The sequence below is a fragment of the Acinetobacter sp. UBA1297 genome (assembly GCF_002307755.1).
GTDB lineage: Bacteria > Pseudomonadota > Gammaproteobacteria > Pseudomonadales > Moraxellaceae > Acinetobacter > Acinetobacter radioresistens.
This window is the reverse complement of record NZ_DBUF01000023.1, coordinates 24,895-42,923: the sequence shown is the minus strand read 5'-3', so window position 1 is coordinate 42,923 and position 18,029 is coordinate 24,895. Positions and strand designations below refer to the sequence as shown.

Sequence of the window (18,029 nt, the reverse complement as noted above, 5' to 3'; positions counted from 1 at the left end):
TTTTTTTAATTTTTTTAAAAAAAAAATAAAATATTTATTGTATTTTAAAAAAATCCTAAAAAAGGGTTAAAAAATATAAAACTTAATGAATATTCAAGAAGCTTGTTTTGGCCTATAAATATTTTAATATTTAAATTTCTTTTAAGGGGATAACTATTAAAAAAAATTATTTAACCTTATAAAAAAATAGAACTTTTTTATTCTTATATATTCAATTTATTCTTAAATTAATCGAATAAAAAACTGTGGGGATAAAGAAAAAGGGCAGTTCAGCCCTAGTTCTTATAAGTTTTATATTAGTTAACCCATCAGATTATGATAAGCACTAAATAGAATCCAAAGAATCACAAGTGCTACAATTGGCTCAAGGACTCGTGCCCATCCAGGCACAAGTGGAGTAGACTCTGCAGTCGATTGTAGTGCCTGTACAGGCTCCTGATGAGGGCTCTCTTGAATATTTTGCTGATTTACCATTTGATTAAACTCCTTCATGGTTTCTTCTAATGATAACTCTTCTTGCTCAATTGGTTTAGAACCTATCAAATCAGTTAGCTCAGTTGTTGCCCAAACCCAGTCGTCTGCCTGTCCGGATAAATGTTCAATTTGTCCTAGTAAGAGTTCTTTTAGTCCTGAAGGTCCGAAATTCCCCGTATCATCTAACTGTTTAATTTCAGAGAACTGTACTGATAATACCTGTGTAATCGCATCTTCCAGCTCAGATTTACTTAAATTGGACTGATTCTTAGGGCAGGTGGTTAAATGCCGGGCGATTTCCTGTATATACAGCTGATCTTGAGTACGAATTTCTTGATAAACCTTATTGGCATCATAACGCCATAAAGTAATCAGCTTTGCTAAAGCAAGCGTATTAATTTCACAAATATACTTTTTTCTTTGGTCAGCTGGGTATTTTTTAAGCAGCTGAGGCTTTTGAATTTGTATTTGCTCAGCGAAATATTGGACTAAATCAAAAGCCATGGTGAACTCCCTAATTTTTTTAATCTAAAAGTCTCAAACTCGGTTTTTTCTTAGGTGAATCAGTTGTTTCTTGTTCAGCAGATTTTAAAGTATCTTTTTCTGTTTGGGTATCTGGATATTCTGCTGGATCGAAAAATAAGCCCTGACCATTTTCACGTGCATATAAGCCTAGTACTGCCTCAATAGGAACATAGAGTTCGCGAGATGCGCCGGAAAAACGTGCAGAGAAAGTAATAGCCTCATTACTCATATGAAATTGATGTACTGCATGAGGTGCAATATTAAGCACAATCTGTCCGTCTTGAACAAACTGTTCTGGAACCATCGCTTGAGGATGGGTTGCATTGACCAGCAAGTGTGGTGTTAGCTGGTTATCACAAATCCATTCATATATTGCCCGGGCCAGATAAGGACGGGTAGGGGACAAGTTAAGTTCTTGTTCAGTCATAATCGAGCTCTATTGATTAACTAGAATTTCATTAAAACGGTTTTTTTCTTGCTGGGTCATCGATTTGACAAAAGCAGGACGGCTAAAAATACGCTGACAATAAAGCAGGATTGGCCGGCAATGCTGTCTTGGCAGTTCAATTCCCATAGATTTTAACCGTATAAAAATAGGTGCCAGCATACAATCTAATATTGTAAAGTTTTCAGACATAAAATAGGGAAAATGTTGAAAAAGCGGAGTTAATGAAACCAAGGTATCTTTAAGCTCCTGCCGTGCCTGTTTTTGTTCTAGCTGGCTCAATGTGTCGCTATGGCATAGCAGGATGTCTGCAAGTCTGAGCCAGTCCTGTTCAAGACGCCAGATATATTGACGCTGCTCTGCACGCTGCATAGGTGCATCCGCATAAAGCTTATTTTGTCTATAGCGATCATCAATATATTCAGAAATAATGACTGTATTGAAGAGCTTAAGATCTTGTTCAACCAGCATTGGCAAGCGGTTATAAGGATTCAGGCTGGCTAGGTCTTCATCTTCATGATCAACCAATACCAGATGGTATTTAATCTGTTTTTCAGCCAGTACCAAGCGAATCCAGTGTGAGCGGAAGTCATCTGCATGACTATATAACGTAATACCCTGTAGTGGTGTATTTTCCAAAGACATAAACCAGCAAGAAGCAAAGTGGATAAATTAGGATACTAAAATTCAACCTAAAAAGCACGAACCATAAAGGACTAATCCTATTAAGACGGGATAGATTATAAGAAAAATGACAGGAGTGGGATAAAATGATGATTAAATTAATGCTATTAATATTTTTTATTATGATCGGGGTAATTAATTACTATTTAAACAAGTCATTCTGGTGTCATGAAGGAATCTGGGGTAAGGATGTTCATGAGCAATAAAAACCTAATCGTCTGCTTTAGAATAGAGGGATGAATCAATAAAAAAGCCCTGATAAAAACCAGAGCTTCTTTGACCGATTCGGTAAACGAATTAACGTTTAGAGAACTGAGGACGTTTACGTGCTTTACGTAGACCAAGTTTCTTACGTTCAACTTCACGAGCATCACGAGTTACGAAACCAGCCTGACGAAGAGACGGTTTTAGTGTTTCGTCAGCAGCGATCAGTGCGCGGGTAATACCGTGACGGATTGCACCAGCTTGACCACCGATACCACCACCTTTAACAGTGATGTAAAGGTCATATTTTTCAGTAGCTTCAAGAAGCTCTAAAGGCTGACGTACAACCATACGAGCAGTTTCACGACCGAAATATTGCTCTAAAGAACGGTTGTTGATCACGAGTTTACCAGTACCAGCTGATAGGAAAACACGTGCAGTTGCGGTCTTACGGCGACCTGTGCCATAGTTAGTAGCCATGTGCTGTATCCCTTAGATATCCAAAACTTGTGGCTGTTGAGCAGCGTGTGGATGCTCGCTACCAGCGTACACTTTCATCTTCTTGATCATTGCATAACCAAGAGGACCTTTTGGCAACATACCTTTAACAGCTTTTTCTAGAACTGCTTCAGGTTTGTGAGCGATTAACTTTTCAAAGTTAGTCTCTTTTAAACCGCCTGGGAATTCAGTGTGGCGATAGTATTTCTTGTCAAGTGCCTTGTTACCAGTTACTTGAACTTGCTCAGCGTTAATCACAACGATGTAATCACCAGTGTCAACGTGAGGAGTATAAGAAGTCTTGTGTTTACCGCGTAAACGACGAGCGATTTCAGTCGCTAGACGACCAAGAGTTTTGCCAGAAGCATCAACAACGTACCAGTCGTGTTGTACTTCAGCTGGCTTCGCGCTGAGAGTTTTCATTCAACCACTACCTATTATAGTTGGTTTGGACAAAGAAGCTGTCCAAACAAAAAGGAGACCGAATTCTACCCGATAATCAGGAGAACCACAATAAAAAAATCGAGTATTAGGCTTCTAATGTTACGCTTTAAATTATAAAAAGAGAAGGTTGTTTACTGGATCCTTCTAAAGCAAATTTGTATAAAGATATCTTAGTTAAAGAAAGGTAGGCCTTTTTAAAAATACGGCACTAAATTTGTGTGAAGTGCTTGTACTTCATAAAGAATGAAGGGATTCAAAAAGGGCTAGTCAGTTTATAGTCTGTATTAGCACTATATGACGAGCCCTAATATTTTAAATATTAATTTTACTGCTGGTATTCTCTATATCTATAGAGTTTTAAATAAAATTGATGAAGCTATAGAATCTTTTATCTGGAAGCTTCTTTATTTTAATAAGCATAACGCTGCTACATACAATTTAAGACCCTATACAATGCTCTCAGCTGTACAATATAAATTAAAGATGATTAGGTCTGAAGTTAATCATCCTTAAAACTCAGGAGTCGTTAAGTATGCTGCCTTTATATGTGACCAGTGGTGAGCCGGCAGGAATTGGTCCAGATATTTGTCTCAGTTTGGCAGAACGTATGGATCGACGGCCGATTGTTATTCTGGCTGACCGCACATTGTTACTCGACCGTGCGGAACAGCTGGGCTATAGCCTTAAACTGATAGACTATACAGGACAGCAGCAAGCTTGTGTTCCCGGTGAATTATATGTCGAACATGTTCCTCTAAAAGTACCTTGTAAAAATGGTGAGTTAAATCCCCAAAATTCAGCATACGTACTTGAGCAGTTACAGCGCTCGGCGGCTTATGCCATGACAGGAAAAAGCGCGGGGGTAGCGACTGCACCTGTACAAAAATCTGTAATCAATGAAGCTGGAATAAACTTTAGTGGCCACACTGAGTACTATCAGGAGTTTGCCGGGGTAGAGCGTGTAGTGATGATGCTGGCAACCAAAACCTTAAGAGTGGCACTGGTCACTACTCATTTGCCCTTGCGTGCTGTTCCCGATGCCATTACAGAAGAACGCCTGCATCAGGTGATCAATATTTTGCTTCATGATTTAAAAACTAAATTTAAGATTGAGCAACCGAAGATTTTGGTTTGTGGTCTAAATCCGCATGCAGGTGAAAATGGTTATCTGGGCCGTGAAGAAATTGAAGTAATTAACCCGGTATTAGAACATTACCGTGCACAAGATATTAATATGAGTCTGAGCCTGCCCGCTGATACATTATTTACGCCAGAAAACCTAAAAGATGCTGATGCTGTTTTGGCCATGTATCACGACCAAGGACTACCTGTGCTAAAATCTCAAGGTTTTGGTGAAGCCATTAATATTACATTGGGTTTACCGTTTATTCGTACTTCAGTTGATCACGGCACTGCATTATCGCTTGCCGGAACTGGTCGGGCAAAAAGTTCAAGTCTGCAGGTTGCGGTTGACCTGGCGCTTGAGTTAGCTCACTAATTTTTGTTGGAAATCGTTCTATGTATCATATTAATGCCCTAAACCCTAAAGATGAAGGGCATAAGGCGCGAAAACGCTTTGGCCAAAACTTCCTGCATGATCAACGGGTAATTGAAAAAATTGTACGTTCAGTCAATCCTCAGCCGGGTGATAATATTGTAGAAATTGGCCCTGGACTGGCTGCGTTAACTGCACCTCTTATTGCCGAGTGTGAAGCACTGACCGTGGTGGAACTGGACCGTGATCTTGCAGCAGGTTTGCCTGGACGGGTACCTTATCCTGAGCGTTTGACCATTATAGAATCCGATGCATTAAAATATGATTTCAGTCAGCTTTTTAAAGAAGGTCAGCCATTACGTGCAGTAGGCAATCTGCCTTACAATATTTCTACGCCATTATTGTTCCATCTCCTGGAGTTCGGCGATAAAGTCAAAGATATGCATTTTATGCTGCAAAAAGAAGTTGTAGATAGAATTACCGCTGAGCCAAATACTAAAGAATATGGGCGTCTGTCAGTGATGATTCAGTATTATTGCAAGCCGACCTATTTGTTTGAAGTGCCACCCGGTTCATTTAATCCACCACCAAAAGTGACATCTGCAGTATTTCGTCTGGAACCCTACAAAGACAAACCGATCGTAGCCCAGAATGAAAAGGCTTTGGCACGTTTAGTTTCGCATGTTTTTACCCAGCGTCGTAAAACTCTGCGTAACAGCTTAAAAGGAATGCTGGCAGAAAATGGTTTTGAAAAAGCCGGGGTTAACCCGATGGCGCGTCCGGAAACATTGACACTTGCCGAATTTGTTGCTCTTTCTGACAATATGGTGAACTAAGATATGGCAAAACGCTATAACTATATTATCGGAGACATACAGGGCTGTTTTGAGGCTTTAAAAGCATTACTCAAGCATATTCAGTTTGATGCTAGCCAAGATTTTATCTGGTTTGCTGGTGACATTGTCGCACGTGGTGAAAACTCACTGGGTGCATTGCGCTTTGTCAAAAAACTGGTTGAGAATGGGGCAGCAGCTACAGTTCTGGGAAATCATGATCTGAATCTTTTGACCTGTGCCCGTGGTTTGAAAGAAACCAAACCTAAAGATAAAACTCAGGAAGTGATTGATGCTATAGATAGTGACGAGCTGATTGACTGGTTACGAAAACAACCCCTGTGTCTATTTCCTGACGAGAAAACAATACTAACCCATGCCGGCGTGCCTTGTATCTGGACCGCAGAACAGACTGCCTGCTTGGCCCATGAGGTGGAGGCTATACTGGCTCATGAAGATTTTACAGTATTGGATGACTTTTTAAGCGCGATGTACGGCACAGAACCAGACACATGGTCAGATAAATTGCAGGGTAATGCGCGTTTACGCTGTATTACCAATTATTTGACCCGGATGCGCCTTAGCAATGCGGAAGGCCGTCTTGAGTTCAGCTTCAAGGATTCTTTAGATGACCCAATGCCGGCAGGCTTTCAGCCCTGGTTTGAATTTGATTCTAAAGCCGCAGAAACACATCAGGTTGTATTTGGTCATTGGGCAGCCTTACAGGCTAAGACTGTCAGTACGAATATCCAGAATGTTGATGGAGGCTGTGTCTGGGGAAATCAGCTGGTTGCATTTCGTCTGGAAGATCAGCAATTATTTAAAGTCGATAATCCCTGCTTTGAATAAGAGGCTTATTCTGGTTTCTTGATGAGCAATATGCTAGAAGAAATTGTTAGAAATAATCTATAAAAAACCACTCGGTATGAGTGGTTTTTTAATGAAAAGATTTTATAGATTAAATTAGTCCTGACGAATCCAGGTCTGATTACGCCCCAAAGCAGAAACGCCAACATAACCACGTAACTGAAGACGTTTACCATTCGAACTCAGTTTGGCTTTCATACTGTAAATTTTTCCACTTAAAGGATCGATAATACGGCCGCCCGTATAGTTTTCACCTTCAGTATGTTTTAGACCAGTTAATACATCCATACCAAGAATTGGTTTATTGGTATAAGGCGCTGGACAATTTACACATGTTTCTTTAGGTGTATAACCTGGACGTGGTGTAACTTTGATAATACGCCCAGTAAATGAACCATTGGCTTCCTGCCTGATCTCAATCAATGCTTTAGATGAGCCAGTTTTATCGTCAATATTTTTCCAGGTCCCCGAAATATCCTGTGCAAAGGCTGCACTCGACAATGCGGAAAAAATGATGGCGCTGGCAAACTTAATTTTCTGCATCATTCAAATCCTTTTTGTATGAAAATGATCACAAATGTTATAGTAAGGTTAAACTTTAAACTCTTCAATCTTTATTTATGATTACCAGGTCACATTTATTGTAAATAAAGCAAGAATGTTGGAAGCCAGATTGCGGTAAATACACCATTGACAGCCATTCCAAATGCTGCATAACGACCGGCAACCTGTCCACGTTGCCAAGCTTGAGCTGTACCAATTGCATGTGCTGCTAGCCCCAGTGCAAGGCCAGATGCCCGTTCATCATTAATGTGTCTCAAGAGCAAAGGTGAAAAAGCAGCCCCAATCACACCAGATAGAATTACAATCAGGGTGACGAGAGTTAAAGGTGCATGTAACAAGGTAGCAATGTTCAGTGCAATTGGTGTTGTGACTGCCCGGGTTGCAAAAGCTAAAACAGTGGATTCAGACATGTGCAATAAATAAGCAAGAGTCATGGGTAATGCAACCGCACTAACACTGGCAAAGACCAGAATGCCGACCATTGATTTTAAGGGAAGATCGTCATAACGCATGGCCGCCAGCGGGACAGCTAAAGCAACAGTTACATAACCCAGCAGTCGATTAAAAATTGGATTGACATTCTGCATGTAATCTTCATAAGGCTGCTGAAGCAAGGCTAGCAGTCCGACCACAATAAACATACCAAAAACCAGTAGGGGAACCTGAGGAAATCGTTGATTCAAATATTTTGCACAGAAGTAGCTGACTGTAGTCAGCAAAAAGCCAAAAATAATCATGAGCATCGTTTTTATTCCTTATAACCAGCGTTTTGCCATTTTTGCATAAACCCATAACGGGAACAGGGTACTGATCACCAGCACTACCAGAAATAACGGAATATCTTTACCCATATGTATCAGCATCATAAGTGAGCCGGCACAGATGGGTAAAAAGGCAAAAGCGCTTTCTTTCATGATCTTATTATTGGTATCCACCAGACGGTGTGGCAATTTTTTAAATCTACGCCAGATCAACAGGATAATCAGCAGGCTGATCAGTCCAGTCAGATTACCCAGTTCAGGATGATTCCAGATTGACATGACCCAAACAGCAGCTTCACGGAAGATAACAATCAGGGCAAGCGTACCTGCCCAAGCGGCCCAGTCTATATTTTTAATTCGGTCCATGTCTTATTCAGCTTTTTTAAAACGTTATTTATCACGTTTTAACCTATCTGGTCCCTGATTTCAAACTCTTCCAGTGGCCGTTTGAACTGTTGAGAGTTCTGACCAAGTATTTCATCAATGGGTAAATGAGCTTGCTTGATCAGTTGCTCGAGTTTGTGGGGGGCCATATTCACAGTCAGATGAAGTTGACCTTCATCATCATAGGCTTCTGATTGGATCACATTCAGAGCATAAAGCTGTGTACGTAGCTTGCCATAAGCAGGCTTGAGGACCAGTTCAAATTGTTGGAGTTGGCCCATGAGACATTCCTGAACAGCCTGACGTAGCAGTTCAAGTCCCTGGCCTGAATGTGCCGATACATACACCCGTTCCGGCATGTGCGGTTTGGCATAGATAATTTTGGCTGCTTCACCACTTACATCGATCTTATTGTATACGCGCAGTACAGGTACATCAGCTCCAATTTCTTTAAGCACTGACTCTACGGCATCAATCTGTTCCATCATATCAGGGGTGCTGCTATCAATCACATGCAGCAACAAAGTCGCTTCCAGTGTTTCTTCGAGCGTAGCCTTAAATGACTCTACCAGAGAGTGGGGCAGGTTACGTACAAACCCTACCGTATCAGCCAGTACCAGACTGCCAATACCATCCCATTCCAGTCGCCGTAAGGTTGGATCTAATGTGGCAAAGAGCTGGTTAGCCGCATAGACTTCAGTATTTGCCAATATATTAAACAGGGTAGACTTACCGGCATTGGTATAACCCACTAGTGAAACAGTTGGAATAGCAGCTTTCTGACGTGCAGCACGACCTTGCATGCGGGTCTGGCGTACTTTTTCAAGTTTGTCTTTTAGCTGGCCCATACGGATCCGCAGTAAGCGACGGTCTGTTTCTAGCTGTGATTCCCCCGGACCACGCAAGCCGATCCCGCCTTTTTGTCGTTCTAGGTGAGTCCAGCCACGCACCAGACGGGTAGACAAATGTTCAAGTTGTGCCAGCTCAACCTGCAGTTTACCTTCATGAGTCCGAGCACGCTGTGCAAAAATATCCAGGATAAGGCCAGTCCGGTCAATGACACGGCACTGCATGACTCGTTCGAGGTTACGTTCCTGTGCAGGAGACAGGGAATGGTCAAAAATAACCAGATCAATCTCTTCAGTCTTGACCAGTTCAGCAATTTCTTCTGCTTTACCTGAACCAATAAAAAGTTTTGGGTCTGGCTTAATACGTTGTGCAGTTACATGGTGTAGGATTTCAGCGCCTGCTGATTGAGCTAAAAGGCGAAACTCTTCGGTATCGATATCTTCCAATAACTGGACCGAAACACTGACCAGGATTGCTCGTTCACCACCTTGATGTCGCTCAAAATATTCCACTAATCTGTAGACTCTCTAGCATTAAAACTTCATTTTAAATAAAAGCTGTATCCTACGCGAGCTTAATTAATTAAATTCGGTAACAAGCTTTAGATCATGCTGGAAAAGGCCTGAGCTGTTAAGATCATTCCACCGGCATACAGAATTGACCAGCCTAAAATAGTTTTTAAGGTAGAAAACATTTCAATATGTTCTACAGGGGGCTGCTGCTGGTTAGATACTTTCATCACCTTACCTCTATTTATTAATCCGATGAATATATAATATTTGATTGGATAAAATAATTAAAATTGAATTTTTTTATCCTTATGTTCGGTTTTTATCATCAATGCAAGGAGTGCTTTAAAAGTATAGAATGGAGCTGCAATTGAAATTGTTAAAATATGATCAGTTTTAGTGATAACTCTATGTCTCAGCTTTCCACTCAGCCTGTGCCGGTCTCCGGGCTTTCTAAAATCTGGCTTTACAGTAAAAAAATCGTCACGGGTATAGCACTTATCATAGAGGGCTTTTATCTGGTTTATCGTCACAGGTTATATAAGCATCCTAATAAAGTAGAAAATACCCGTTATGTACAGTATTTCTGTCGCCGTCTTGGCGAGGTATTTAATGTCGAGGTGCGGATTCATGGCACTATTCCTCGCCAGCCAGCACTTTGGGTCAGTAATCATATTTCATGGTTGGATATCGCAGTAATTGGTTCAGCAGCACGGGTATTTTTCTTGGCCAAGGCCGAAATTGAACAGTGGCCAGTGCTGGGTAAACTGGCTAAAGCAGGCGGTACGTTATTTATTAAACGGGGTTCTGGTGATTCAACCAGAATTCGTGAGCAGCTTACCGATTTTTTGAAACAGGATATTCCGGTTCTATTTTTTCCTGAGGCCACTACATCTGATGGCAGTTATATCAAGCGGGTATATGGACGTTTGCTGGGCGCTGCACTGGCTGCACACAAACCGGTACAGATTGCGCTGATCTGTTATGTTAACCAGCAGGGAAAGTTAGATACGATTGTTCCGTTTATCGATGATCTGACTTTTGCTGAACATGTGCGCCGTGTACTTGAAATGCCACCTGTTACAGCCCATCTGATGGCTTTACCCGCTATTTCAGTAGAAGGCCATACGCTTGAGAGCTTAACTGCTGAAGTCCAGCAGGCTATGGTCAACGGTCTGGCCGAACTACATCAGAATGTTTTAAAAACTACTGCTATATCTTAAATTGAATAGCTAATTTAAAAATAAAAAGCTCGGTCGTCTGAGCTTTTTATTTTCTGTTCTGAATACTTTACATAAAGCCTTCTAGAGGTAACCAAGACAGGGCCTTAATGCCGGCACGTTCCCACCATTTCATTCGTGGCTCTTTATGATAGATCTTTCCACCTGGCTCTTGTGACTGGAATTCCCAGGTCAGTTTATTGTTGGCATCTAAAACCAGTTTATATGCATATTTTTTAAGATTTTCATCCATAGTTTTATGCACAGCGTTCGCCAGTTGAGGACTGTTAAGAATGACTCCAATTTCAGAGTTTAAATAGGCTGAACGGGGATCAAAATTAAAAGAACCAATAAATACTTGTTTTTCATCTAGTGCCATCATTTTGGCATGCAGGCTGGAGCGGCTGAGTCCTTTCATGCTGACTTTGGCTTTTTTTGAAATCTCCTGATTCACTTCATTTAGTTCTTCATCCGTGACAGCAGGTAGAAACTCATAAAGCTGTACACCATTTTCGAGCAACTGTTGACGGTACTTGGCATAAAATGCGTGTACAACGGCGACGTCATTTGCTGCATAAGAGTTAGTAAGTACCCGAACTTTAATACCGTCTTCTGCTAGCTGGCTTAGCATTTTCGCACCTTGCTTTTCAGGAACGAAATAGGCCGAGATCAGATCAACACTCTGTTCTGGTTTATCCAGATATTTTAATAACTGAAAATTGAGTAAACCTTCCTTTTTTGCTTTTGCTTTAATTTTTTCAGGTGGATCTTTAACGACCTCCGCTTTTACCCAGTCAAAACCAATTTTATGATAAAGCCATTCATCAAATGCTTTAGAACGGTTCGTCAGATCCAGATAGTTTTGTACACTCACTTCCTGATTATGGATGTCGAGCTGACGTTTTAAGCTTTCATAGCGTAAATGATGCCGCTGTGCACTGACAATTTCCTTAACCGGATAGGCATAATCATCATTCCAGTAGTTATCAAAGGAATGCACAATATCATCAACTGCTGACCCCACCAGCATGACATCAACATCTGAGAACTGATAGGTTTCACTAACGTTATAGTACTGGTTGCTCATGTTACGTCCACCGATCAGGGCAATTTGGTGGTCAGCAATAAAACTTTTATTATGCATACGCCGGTTGATGCGTTTTAGGTCAAACACCATGTCCATGGCACGGTATTTCCGGAAGCGATACGGATTAAATAGTTTAATTTCAATGTTTTTATGTTGTGATAACGCTAAATAAATTCCTTCCATGTTCTTGGCATTGTTATCATCTATCAGGAGCCTGACTTTAACACCGCGGTCTGCAGCACGAATCAGGGCATGCAGAGCCAGTGCACCAATCCGGTCGTTGTCCCAGATGTAGTATTGCAAGTCTAAAGATTTTTCAGCTTTATCGATGAGACGTAGACGTGCTGCCAATGCTTCAAGTGGATCATATAGCACATGGTAACCAGTCAGGCCCGGATTCTGTTCACGTAGTGGTGTAACGATCTGCGAAAGGCTGGTTTGGCTTGCATCAATATCATGGGCGTACTGAGGAACCTGAGGCATTTGTCGAGGTAGCGTGGTACAAGCCGGAACAGTGAGCAGTAAACTGCAGCTCGCTAATAGCACAGCGCCAGACGAAGATTTCAAAGATCGTAAACGCATAAATAAGAGTGACCGATAGGACAGAAGAAACCGTAGCAATATGCTTACGAGTACAGAACTGAGCTAGAGTATAATTGGGTCGTAACAAAATATAAATATATAGCCCATTCGGGGCGATATGGATCAGAGATAGAGTATGCTGAAACTGACATCCCTAGTATTTTACTTTTATCTGAGCTTTGGACTCATTGCGCTTTGGGCAGTCTCTCAAGCCTGGATCAGCCAGTCGCGTACCGAAACGATTCATCCTTTTAAAGCTTTTGTGCATCTATTGGCTTTCTATCTTTCTTATCTGCTTTTTCCCTTATTCTTTTTTAGCCTGTATGCAGGCTGGAGTGGTTATTTCAATATCCATGAAGCTGTATTTGTCTTTCTTCTCAGCAGTGTGCTGATCTATGCACGTTTTATTGAGCCTCATTTAGTGCATGTACATCGGCACCAGTTCTCTTTAAATCCTGAAAAACCTTTCCAAAAACCGGTTAAGGTTGCTCTGGTTGCTGACTTGCATATAGGTTTATTTTCCGGACATGAACGCCAGCTTAAGATTATTGTAAATAAAATTAATCAGGAAAATCCTGATATTGTTGTGGTTGCCGGAGACTGGACATATGAACCTGAAAACCAGCTGGCAAAAGAACTTGAGATGTTGCGTGAGATTAAGGCACCCGTATATTCGGTGACCGGCAATCATGACGAACAGTATCCGGGACCGCCTATTCAGGAATTATTACGACACGCATTAGAGAGTAACAATGTCATCGACATTGAGGGGAAGATTGTTGAATTTGATGAATTCCGACTGATTGGAGTAGGTGACTTGTGGGCAGGTAAAACAGACATGCGCTTACTTCCAGAGTTACCTCAAGACAAGCCTTGGTTAATTTTGTCGCATAATCCGGATACAGTAGATATGGTACCTGCTTTACCGACACGTCCCCTCATGCTTTCAGGCCATACTCATGGTGGACAGGTCGAATTGCCTTGGGTAACCAACTATATTATGAAGAAAGTCTCGATACTGGGGCATAAACGCGGTTTGTACAAGCACGAACATGCAGATGTATTTGTAACGGTAGGGACTGGAATGGTTGGGGTACCTTTTCGTTTTCGTGTACCGCCAACTATTGATATTATTGAATTAATTTGATGCAGGCAGATTCATCACCTGATATAAAAAAGACGGGCTTCTCCCGTCTTTTTTATAACTGCTTCAGCTTAGATCTGGTTATTTACATCTTCATTTTTAGTTTCACGGATTAGCATAAACGCAATCAGTGAAAGAATAGAAGCGGCTGAGAGATAATAACCAACTGCTGCCAGACCATAATTTTCAGCCAGTTTAGTCGCAATCAGCGGTGCAAATGATGCACCGAAAATACCTGCGAGGTTAAATGTTAAAGCAGAACCGGTATACCGTACTGAAGTCGGGAACAGCTCAGATAAAACCGTACCAATTGGCCCATAAGTCATTCCCATAATTGCAAGGCCGGTACATAAGAACAGGAATACGACCAAGGTACTACCTGATTCCAGCATGGAAGAAAATACCAGACCAAATAAGGCAGCCGCTATACATACCCCAATAGAAGTAGCTTTACGGCCAAACTTTTCTGCAAATACTGCAGAGAGTGGAATAAAAGCAGCAAAACATAAAGTTGCAATCAGTTGCAGTTCAAGAAACTCACCCCGTGAATAACCTAACTGTGTTGTGGCCCAGTTCAATGCAAATACGGTGGTTAGATAAAAGACAACAAAGGTACAGATCGCAGCCACAGTACCTAAAACCAGCATTGAAAAGTGCTTGGTAAACACTTCTTTAAATGGAATATTAACTTCTTTCTGTTTATCAAGCACCTTCTGAAAAGCAGGGGTTTCATGTAATTTCAGTCGGATATACAGACCTACAATAACCAGTGCCGCACTTGCAATAAAAGGAATACGCCAACCCCATTGCAAAAATGCTTCTTCAGACATCAGAGCGCCTAGGAGCAGAAATGAGCCAGTCGCCAGAATAAAGCCAATTGGAGCACCAAGCTGAGGAAACATGCCATACCAGGCACGCTTGCCTTCTGGTGCATTTTCAGTAGCCAGCAATACTGCACCACTCCATTCACCCCCCAGCCCCAAACCTTGGCCCAGACGGCAAAGTGCCAATAATAACGGAGCTATAATACCAATCTGTGCATAGGTAGGTAATAAACCAATACAGACTGTGGAGATACCCATCGTCAGAAGGGCAGCTACCAGTGTTGCCTTACGGCCAATCCGGTCACCGAGATGGCCAAATAGTGCTGCACCAATTGGGCGGGCAATAAACGCAATAGCAAAAGTCGCTAAAGACTGGAGTACTGCCGCGCTACCGCTTCCTGCCGGAAAAAACAGGTGAGGGAAAACAATCACTGCGGCAGTCGCATAAATATAAAAATCAAAAAATTCAATCGTCGTGCCGACGAGGCTCGCGAATAAAACACGAGCCTTAGAGTTAGTCGCTACTTCGGTGGTAGCAGCTGTAGTAGTTGATGACGCCATGGGTAACCTTACACTTCGTAAAAATAAATATTAGTTTTAAAAGCGTAATCTTTTTAAAAAAGGCGTAATTTCTTAAAAAAACAACGAAAATTAATCCATTAATCTCGTTCAGGGTCACTGAAAAGTGAGTACAAATGAATTAGATTACGTAAAGATAGATCGCCAGGAAGTGTAATCCTGCGCCTAACAATACAAAAATATGCCAGATAGCATGAGTATATCTTACTCTTTTTAAGGCATAAAACAATGCACCAATCGTATAAGCCAAACCGCCTGCAATTAAAAGGGTTAAGGTCTGTTTTGACAGGTACTGCCGCATGTCATCCATAACTAGCAACGCCATCCAACCCATCAACAGATAGGCCAGCAGGGAAATCTTTTGAAAACGGTGAATAAAAATTAATTTAAATATTGTACCAATACCAGCAATGACCCATAAGGCAATAAGCAGGTTATGTGCTTTAGTGGTAGGCAATGCAATACTTAAAAAAGGCGTATAAGTACCTGCAATGAGATAATAAATGGCTGTGTGGTCCAGTTTCTTGTACCAGAATCTGCGCTGCTCGGTTCTGGAAAAGTGATATAACGTTGAACTGGTGAACAGTAATACCATGCTGCCTGCATATATCCATAATCCAATCCACTGACCAGTCGGGAGATCACTGCCTTTTATGACCATCAGGACACCGGCGATCACGGCAAGTACTGCACCGACTGCATGGCTATATGCATTAAACTGTTCTTCTCTTGGATGATAAGATTCCGCAAGTGGAGAAGTCATAAACCAACCAATATATTTAAAAGTACAAGTGTATATTAATACAGTTTTGCTTTTCAGGTAAGAACATTTAAAATTATTACTAATTTATCCAGGATTCTTTCCATGACATCTCCTGAAAGCTTTTCTGAACAGGAACAGCAATTTTTAAAAGAATTTCAGCAATCCCTTGATTTAAATCATTTTGAACGTCTGATATTAAGTCAATATCAAGGTAAGCTTGAGGGGCTGCAAAAGATTACTTTCCGTCTGGTTGAGCTACAAAATCAAGTAAAACTCTCTGGGCTGTATCATTATCAGACTCAAGATGTCACAAAAAACTATACTCTAGAAGAGGCGGTGCTGCACATTACATCTCTGCTTCATGACTGTAAACAGGCTAACCTGCTGATTGCATCTCATGAACTACAGCTGAAGAAAAACAAGAAAAAGGTCATGCTTACCCGTACAAAAAGAAAAGACATAATCAGCAAAGATACACCGCTTATTAGTCATGACCGGGAAAAGCAGCGTTATGTTGCACAAGATCACCTATTTTTAAAATATTTAGGAATTACCGATGAAAAGGCCCAGATTATTCCGAGCATGGCGCGTAAATGGAAACAGATTAATAAGTTTATTGAAATTTTCTCAGGTGCTTTTGAACAGATTACTACACAAGATAAAGTACGAATTGTTGATTTTGGTTCAGGCAAGGGCTATTTAACCTTTGCTCTATATGACTATCTGCAAGAGCAGAAACAGAAATTGCCTTTAATTACCGGAGTAGAACTGCGGCCTAATCTGGTCAGTTTCTGTCAGGAAATCGCACAGAAATCTGGATTTGAACATCTTGATTTTTTTGAAGGGGATGTGCGGACCTATCATCCTGAGCATCTTGATGTCATGATCGCCCTGCATGCCTGCGATGTGGCAACCGATTTTGCCATTCATACCGGTATCCGTTTAAATGCATCCATGATTATGTGTGCACCATGCTGTCATAAAGAATTACGCCCTCAGCTAGAAAGTCCTGAGGTTCTCCAGCCAATGCTACAATTTGGGATTCATGCCGGACAACAGGCCGAGATGCTGACAGATACTATCCGTGCCTTATTACTCAAAGCTTATGGCTATGATACCAAAGTCTTTGAATTTATATCTTTAGAACATACCAGTAAGAACAAAATGATACTCGCGACCAAGCGCAAGAACTTCAAGCAGCCTGACCAGTCTGTACTGGAACAGATCAGGGCTTTAAAGGAGATGTATGGTATCCGCAAGCATTCTCTGGAACTGTTGTTAAATGATCAATGGGATCAACAGGATATTGGCTGCAAATGTTAACCTGAAAAATCTGTTCAGTCTTTAACTAAGCACTAGTGCACTGTAAACCAGAATGAAATAGCGCAAAACTGAAAATATTATAAAAGCCTTGGACTATCTCAAGGCTTTCCACGCCTCAATAGCCTGCAGACCCACATCTAATCCCACTTCATAGGTATATTGCAGTTTTCGTTTATCCTTGCAGAGCCGGTTAGCAAGCCGTTTGTCATCTGGTGGGCAGATTTCCAGAATCTTTTGTGTCACCGGTGCAGTTTGAGCCTGTCGAATGAACTTTACCGACTGATTGTAGCGTTCACAGCGTTCTTGCAAACTTAAGGCAAATCCTTGATTCTTTTTAACTACATATTTTGCCAGAAACTGGTCACCCTTACTGCTGGCTTTAAAATAGTTTTTTGGCCGGGTACGAATCACCATTAGTTTCGTAACATCAGGCTGGGCTGCTGCCCACTGTATTGGCAGGGCATCTGCTACGCCACCATCGAAGTAAGGTTCACCATTTACCAGGACGGGTTGACGGGTCAGTACCGGAATGGAACTAGACGCACGTAATCCGTCGAAAATGTTCTCCTGACTGGCACGTACATATTCAGCATGGCCATGAATCGCATGAGTCAGAACCATATAAAAATCTGGATTTTGCCTGAACAGTGCATTCTGATCCAAAGGTGATTCCTGTTCAACAACATCCCACATCCACTGCATGTCTAGCAGATCACCCCCTTTAAGAAAACGACCATAATGGATGAACTCACGGCGCAGGGAATGATCCAGATAAATATCAATATTCCTTCCTATCTGGCCTGCAAGATAGTTGGCTACATTGGTTGAGCCAGAAGAAACCCCGATAAATAAACTGAAAGGATTAAAATCATGTTTTAAGAAAGCATCGAGCACACCACAGGTGAAAGAGCCGCGCATACCGCCGCCCTCTACTACAAGTGCATTACGTGTTAAATCTGTCATATGCTTTT

Annotated in this window: 20 protein-coding genes; 6 read left to right on the top strand and 14 right to left on the bottom strand. The window is 41.4% G+C overall.

What is annotated here, in order from left to right:
* Nucleotides 1-300: 300 nt before the first annotated feature.
* The 5 genes from B3R63_RS10365 to rplM form a co-directional block, all read right to left on the bottom strand.
* Nucleotides 301-978 carry a hypothetical protein gene (locus tag B3R63_RS10365; protein WP_151838894.1) on the bottom strand — a complete coding sequence of 226 codons (678 nt, stop codon included), beginning with the start codon at nt 976-978 and terminating at the stop codon, nt 301-303.
* Nucleotides 979-997: 19 nt separating this feature from the next.
* Complete coding sequence (locus B3R63_RS10360; RefSeq protein WP_005016118.1) at nt 998-1,426, bottom strand: ClpXP protease specificity-enhancing factor; 429 nt, start codon at nt 1,424-1,426, stop codon at nt 998-1,000.
* A 9-nt stretch (nt 1,427-1,435) separates the two neighbouring features.
* Nucleotides 1,436-2,089: a glutathione S-transferase N-terminal domain-containing protein gene (locus B3R63_RS10355; protein ID WP_151838895.1), complete on the bottom strand. Its 654-nt coding sequence runs from the start codon at nt 2,087-2,089 to the stop codon at nt 1,436-1,438.
* A gap of 336 nt (nt 2,090-2,425) precedes the next feature.
* A complete protein-coding gene (rpsI, locus tag B3R63_RS10350) occupies nt 2,426-2,812 on the bottom strand; it encodes a 30S ribosomal protein S9 (protein WP_005016111.1) in 387 nt (128 codons plus the stop codon).
* Between the two features lie 12 nt (nt 2,813-2,824).
* On the bottom strand, nt 2,825-3,253 hold the full coding sequence (gene rplM, locus B3R63_RS10345) for a 50S ribosomal protein L13 (RefSeq protein WP_005016108.1): 429 nt from the start codon (nt 3,251-3,253) through the stop codon (nt 2,825-2,827).
* 553 nt (nt 3,254-3,806) lie between these two features.
* On the opposite strand from rplM, the gene pdxA reads away from it, so the two are divergent.
* From pdxA to B3R63_RS10330, 3 genes are read left to right on the top strand one after another with little or no spacing between them, the layout of a single operon-like run.
* On the top strand, nt 3,807-4,772 hold the full coding sequence (gene pdxA / locus B3R63_RS10340; protein WP_151838897.1) for a 4-hydroxythreonine-4-phosphate dehydrogenase PdxA: 966 nt from the start codon (nt 3,807-3,809) through the stop codon (nt 4,770-4,772).
* A gap of 20 nt (nt 4,773-4,792) precedes the next feature.
* Nucleotides 4,793-5,605, top strand: coding sequence for a 16S rRNA (adenine(1518)-N(6)/adenine(1519)-N(6))-dimethyltransferase RsmA (rsmA, locus tag B3R63_RS10335; RefSeq protein ID WP_005016100.1), 813 nt, complete (start codon nt 4,793-4,795; stop codon nt 5,603-5,605).
* A 3-nt stretch (nt 5,606-5,608) separates the two neighbouring features.
* Complete coding sequence (locus B3R63_RS10330) at nt 5,609-6,451, top strand: symmetrical bis(5'-nucleosyl)-tetraphosphatase (protein ID WP_286730931.1); 843 nt, start codon at nt 5,609-5,611, stop codon at nt 6,449-6,451.
* A 114-nt stretch (nt 6,452-6,565) separates the two neighbouring features.
* Here the strand turns inward: B3R63_RS10330 and B3R63_RS10325 are convergent, their stop codons facing one another.
* The 5 genes from B3R63_RS10325 to B3R63_RS10305 form a co-directional block, all read right to left on the bottom strand.
* Nucleotides 6,566-7,012 (bottom strand): DUF2147 domain-containing protein, encoded by a 447-nt coding sequence (locus tag B3R63_RS10325; protein WP_005404335.1) that lies wholly within the window; start codon nt 7,010-7,012, stop codon nt 6,566-6,568.
* 95 nt (nt 7,013-7,107) lie between these two features.
* Entirely contained in the window at nt 7,108-7,776 is a 669-nt protein-coding gene (locus tag B3R63_RS10320) for an LrgB family protein (protein ID WP_005024806.1), read from the bottom strand.
* Nucleotides 7,777-7,788: 12 nt separating this feature from the next.
* A complete protein-coding gene (locus B3R63_RS10315) occupies nt 7,789-8,160 on the bottom strand; it encodes a hypothetical protein (RefSeq protein WP_005016094.1) in 372 nt (123 codons plus the stop codon).
* 38 nt (nt 8,161-8,198) lie between these two features.
* On the bottom strand, nt 8,199-9,539 hold the full coding sequence (gene hflX, locus B3R63_RS10310; protein WP_005024810.1) for a ribosome rescue GTPase HflX: 1,341 nt from the start codon (nt 9,537-9,539) through the stop codon (nt 8,199-8,201).
* Nucleotides 9,540-9,628: 89 nt separating this feature from the next.
* The gene (locus tag B3R63_RS10305) at nt 9,629-9,769 is read right to left on the bottom strand and encodes a hypothetical protein (RefSeq protein WP_158695751.1); all 141 of its coding nucleotides are present in this window, start codon (nt 9,767-9,769) and stop codon (nt 9,629-9,631) included.
* A gap of 177 nt (nt 9,770-9,946) precedes the next feature.
* Between B3R63_RS10305 and B3R63_RS10300 the strand changes: the two genes are divergently transcribed.
* Complete coding sequence (locus tag B3R63_RS10300) at nt 9,947-10,759, top strand: lysophospholipid acyltransferase family protein (protein ID WP_005404334.1); 813 nt, start codon at nt 9,947-9,949, stop codon at nt 10,757-10,759.
* 67 nt (nt 10,760-10,826) lie between these two features.
* Here the strand turns inward: B3R63_RS10300 and B3R63_RS10295 are convergent, their stop codons facing one another.
* Nucleotides 10,827-12,425 (bottom strand): phospholipase D family protein, encoded by a 1,599-nt coding sequence (locus B3R63_RS10295; protein WP_171496770.1) that lies wholly within the window; start codon nt 12,423-12,425, stop codon nt 10,827-10,829.
* Nucleotides 12,426-12,561: 136 nt separating this feature from the next.
* On the opposite strand from B3R63_RS10295, the gene B3R63_RS10290 reads away from it, so the two are divergent.
* The gene (locus tag B3R63_RS10290; RefSeq protein WP_026444223.1) at nt 12,562-13,572 is read left to right on the top strand and encodes a metallophosphoesterase; all 1,011 of its coding nucleotides are present in this window, start codon (nt 12,562-12,564) and stop codon (nt 13,570-13,572) included.
* Between the two features lie 68 nt (nt 13,573-13,640).
* Here B3R63_RS10290 and B3R63_RS10285 read toward each other — a convergent pair whose 3' ends face one another.
* Together B3R63_RS10285 and trhA are read right to left on the bottom strand one after the other, a co-directional pair.
* A complete protein-coding gene (locus tag B3R63_RS10285) occupies nt 13,641-14,954 on the bottom strand; it encodes an MFS transporter (RefSeq protein ID WP_034683950.1) in 1,314 nt (437 codons plus the stop codon).
* Nucleotides 14,955-15,093: 139 nt separating this feature from the next.
* Nucleotides 15,094-15,735 carry a PAQR family membrane homeostasis protein TrhA gene (gene trhA, locus B3R63_RS10280; protein WP_075040888.1) on the bottom strand — a complete coding sequence of 214 codons (642 nt, stop codon included), beginning with the start codon at nt 15,733-15,735 and terminating at the stop codon, nt 15,094-15,096.
* A gap of 102 nt (nt 15,736-15,837) precedes the next feature.
* Here trhA and B3R63_RS10275 point away from each other — a divergent pair, with 102 nt between their 5' ends.
* A complete protein-coding gene (locus B3R63_RS10275; RefSeq protein ID WP_151838900.1) occupies nt 15,838-17,058 on the top strand; it encodes a class I SAM-dependent methyltransferase in 1,221 nt (406 codons plus the stop codon).
* Between the two features lie 93 nt (nt 17,059-17,151).
* On the opposite strand, the gene B3R63_RS10270 is transcribed toward B3R63_RS10275, so the two are convergent.
* Entirely contained in the window at nt 17,152-18,021 is an 870-nt protein-coding gene (locus B3R63_RS10270) for a patatin-like phospholipase family protein (RefSeq protein WP_151838901.1), read from the bottom strand.
* Nucleotides 18,022-18,029: the final 8 nt, after the last annotated feature.

Coding starts and splice junctions, on each gene's coding strand:
- B3R63_RS10365 (WP_151838894.1), bottom strand. CDS start 978: ATGGCTTTTGATTTAGTCCAATATTTCGCTGAGCAAATACAAATTCAA.
- B3R63_RS10360 (WP_005016118.1), bottom strand. CDS start 1,426: ATGACTGAACAAGAACTTAACTTGTCCCCTACCCGTCCTTATCTGGCC.
- B3R63_RS10355 (WP_151838895.1), bottom strand. CDS start 2,089: ATGTCTTTGGAAAATACACCACTACAGGGTATTACGTTATATAGTCAT.
- rpsI (WP_005016111.1), bottom strand. CDS start 2,812: ATGGCTACTAACTATGGCACAGGTCGCCGTAAGACCGCAACTGCACGT.
- rplM (WP_005016108.1), bottom strand. CDS start 3,253: ATGAAAACTCTCAGCGCGAAGCCAGCTGAAGTACAACACGACTGGTAC.
- pdxA (WP_151838897.1), top strand. CDS start 3,807: ATGCTGCCTTTATATGTGACCAGTGGTGAGCCGGCAGGAATTGGTCCA.
- rsmA (WP_005016100.1), top strand. CDS start 4,793: ATGTATCATATTAATGCCCTAAACCCTAAAGATGAAGGGCATAAGGCG.
- B3R63_RS10330 (WP_286730931.1), top strand. CDS start 5,609: ATGGCAAAACGCTATAACTATATTATCGGAGACATACAGGGCTGTTTT.
- B3R63_RS10325 (WP_005404335.1), bottom strand. CDS start 7,012: ATGCAGAAAATTAAGTTTGCCAGCGCCATCATTTTTTCCGCATTGTCG.
- B3R63_RS10320 (WP_005024806.1), bottom strand. CDS start 7,776: ATGCTCATGATTATTTTTGGCTTTTTGCTGACTACAGTCAGCTACTTC.
- B3R63_RS10315 (WP_005016094.1), bottom strand. CDS start 8,160: ATGGACCGAATTAAAAATATAGACTGGGCCGCTTGGGCAGGTACGCTT.
- B3R63_RS10300 (WP_005404334.1), top strand. CDS start 9,947: ATGTCTCAGCTTTCCACTCAGCCTGTGCCGGTCTCCGGGCTTTCTAAA.
- B3R63_RS10295 (WP_171496770.1), bottom strand. CDS start 12,425: ATGCGTTTACGATCTTTGAAATCTTCGTCTGGCGCTGTGCTATTAGCG.
- B3R63_RS10290 (WP_026444223.1), top strand. CDS start 12,562: ATGCTGAAACTGACATCCCTAGTATTTTACTTTTATCTGAGCTTTGGA.
- B3R63_RS10285 (WP_034683950.1), bottom strand. CDS start 14,954: ATGGCGTCATCAACTACTACAGCTGCTACCACCGAAGTAGCGACTAAC.
- trhA (WP_075040888.1), bottom strand. CDS start 15,735: ATGACTTCTCCACTTGCGGAATCTTATCATCCAAGAGAAGAACAGTTT.
- B3R63_RS10275 (WP_151838900.1), top strand. CDS start 15,838: ATGACATCTCCTGAAAGCTTTTCTGAACAGGAACAGCAATTTTTAAAA.
- B3R63_RS10270 (WP_151838901.1), bottom strand. CDS start 18,021: ATGACAGATTTAACACGTAATGCACTTGTAGTAGAGGGCGGCGGTATG.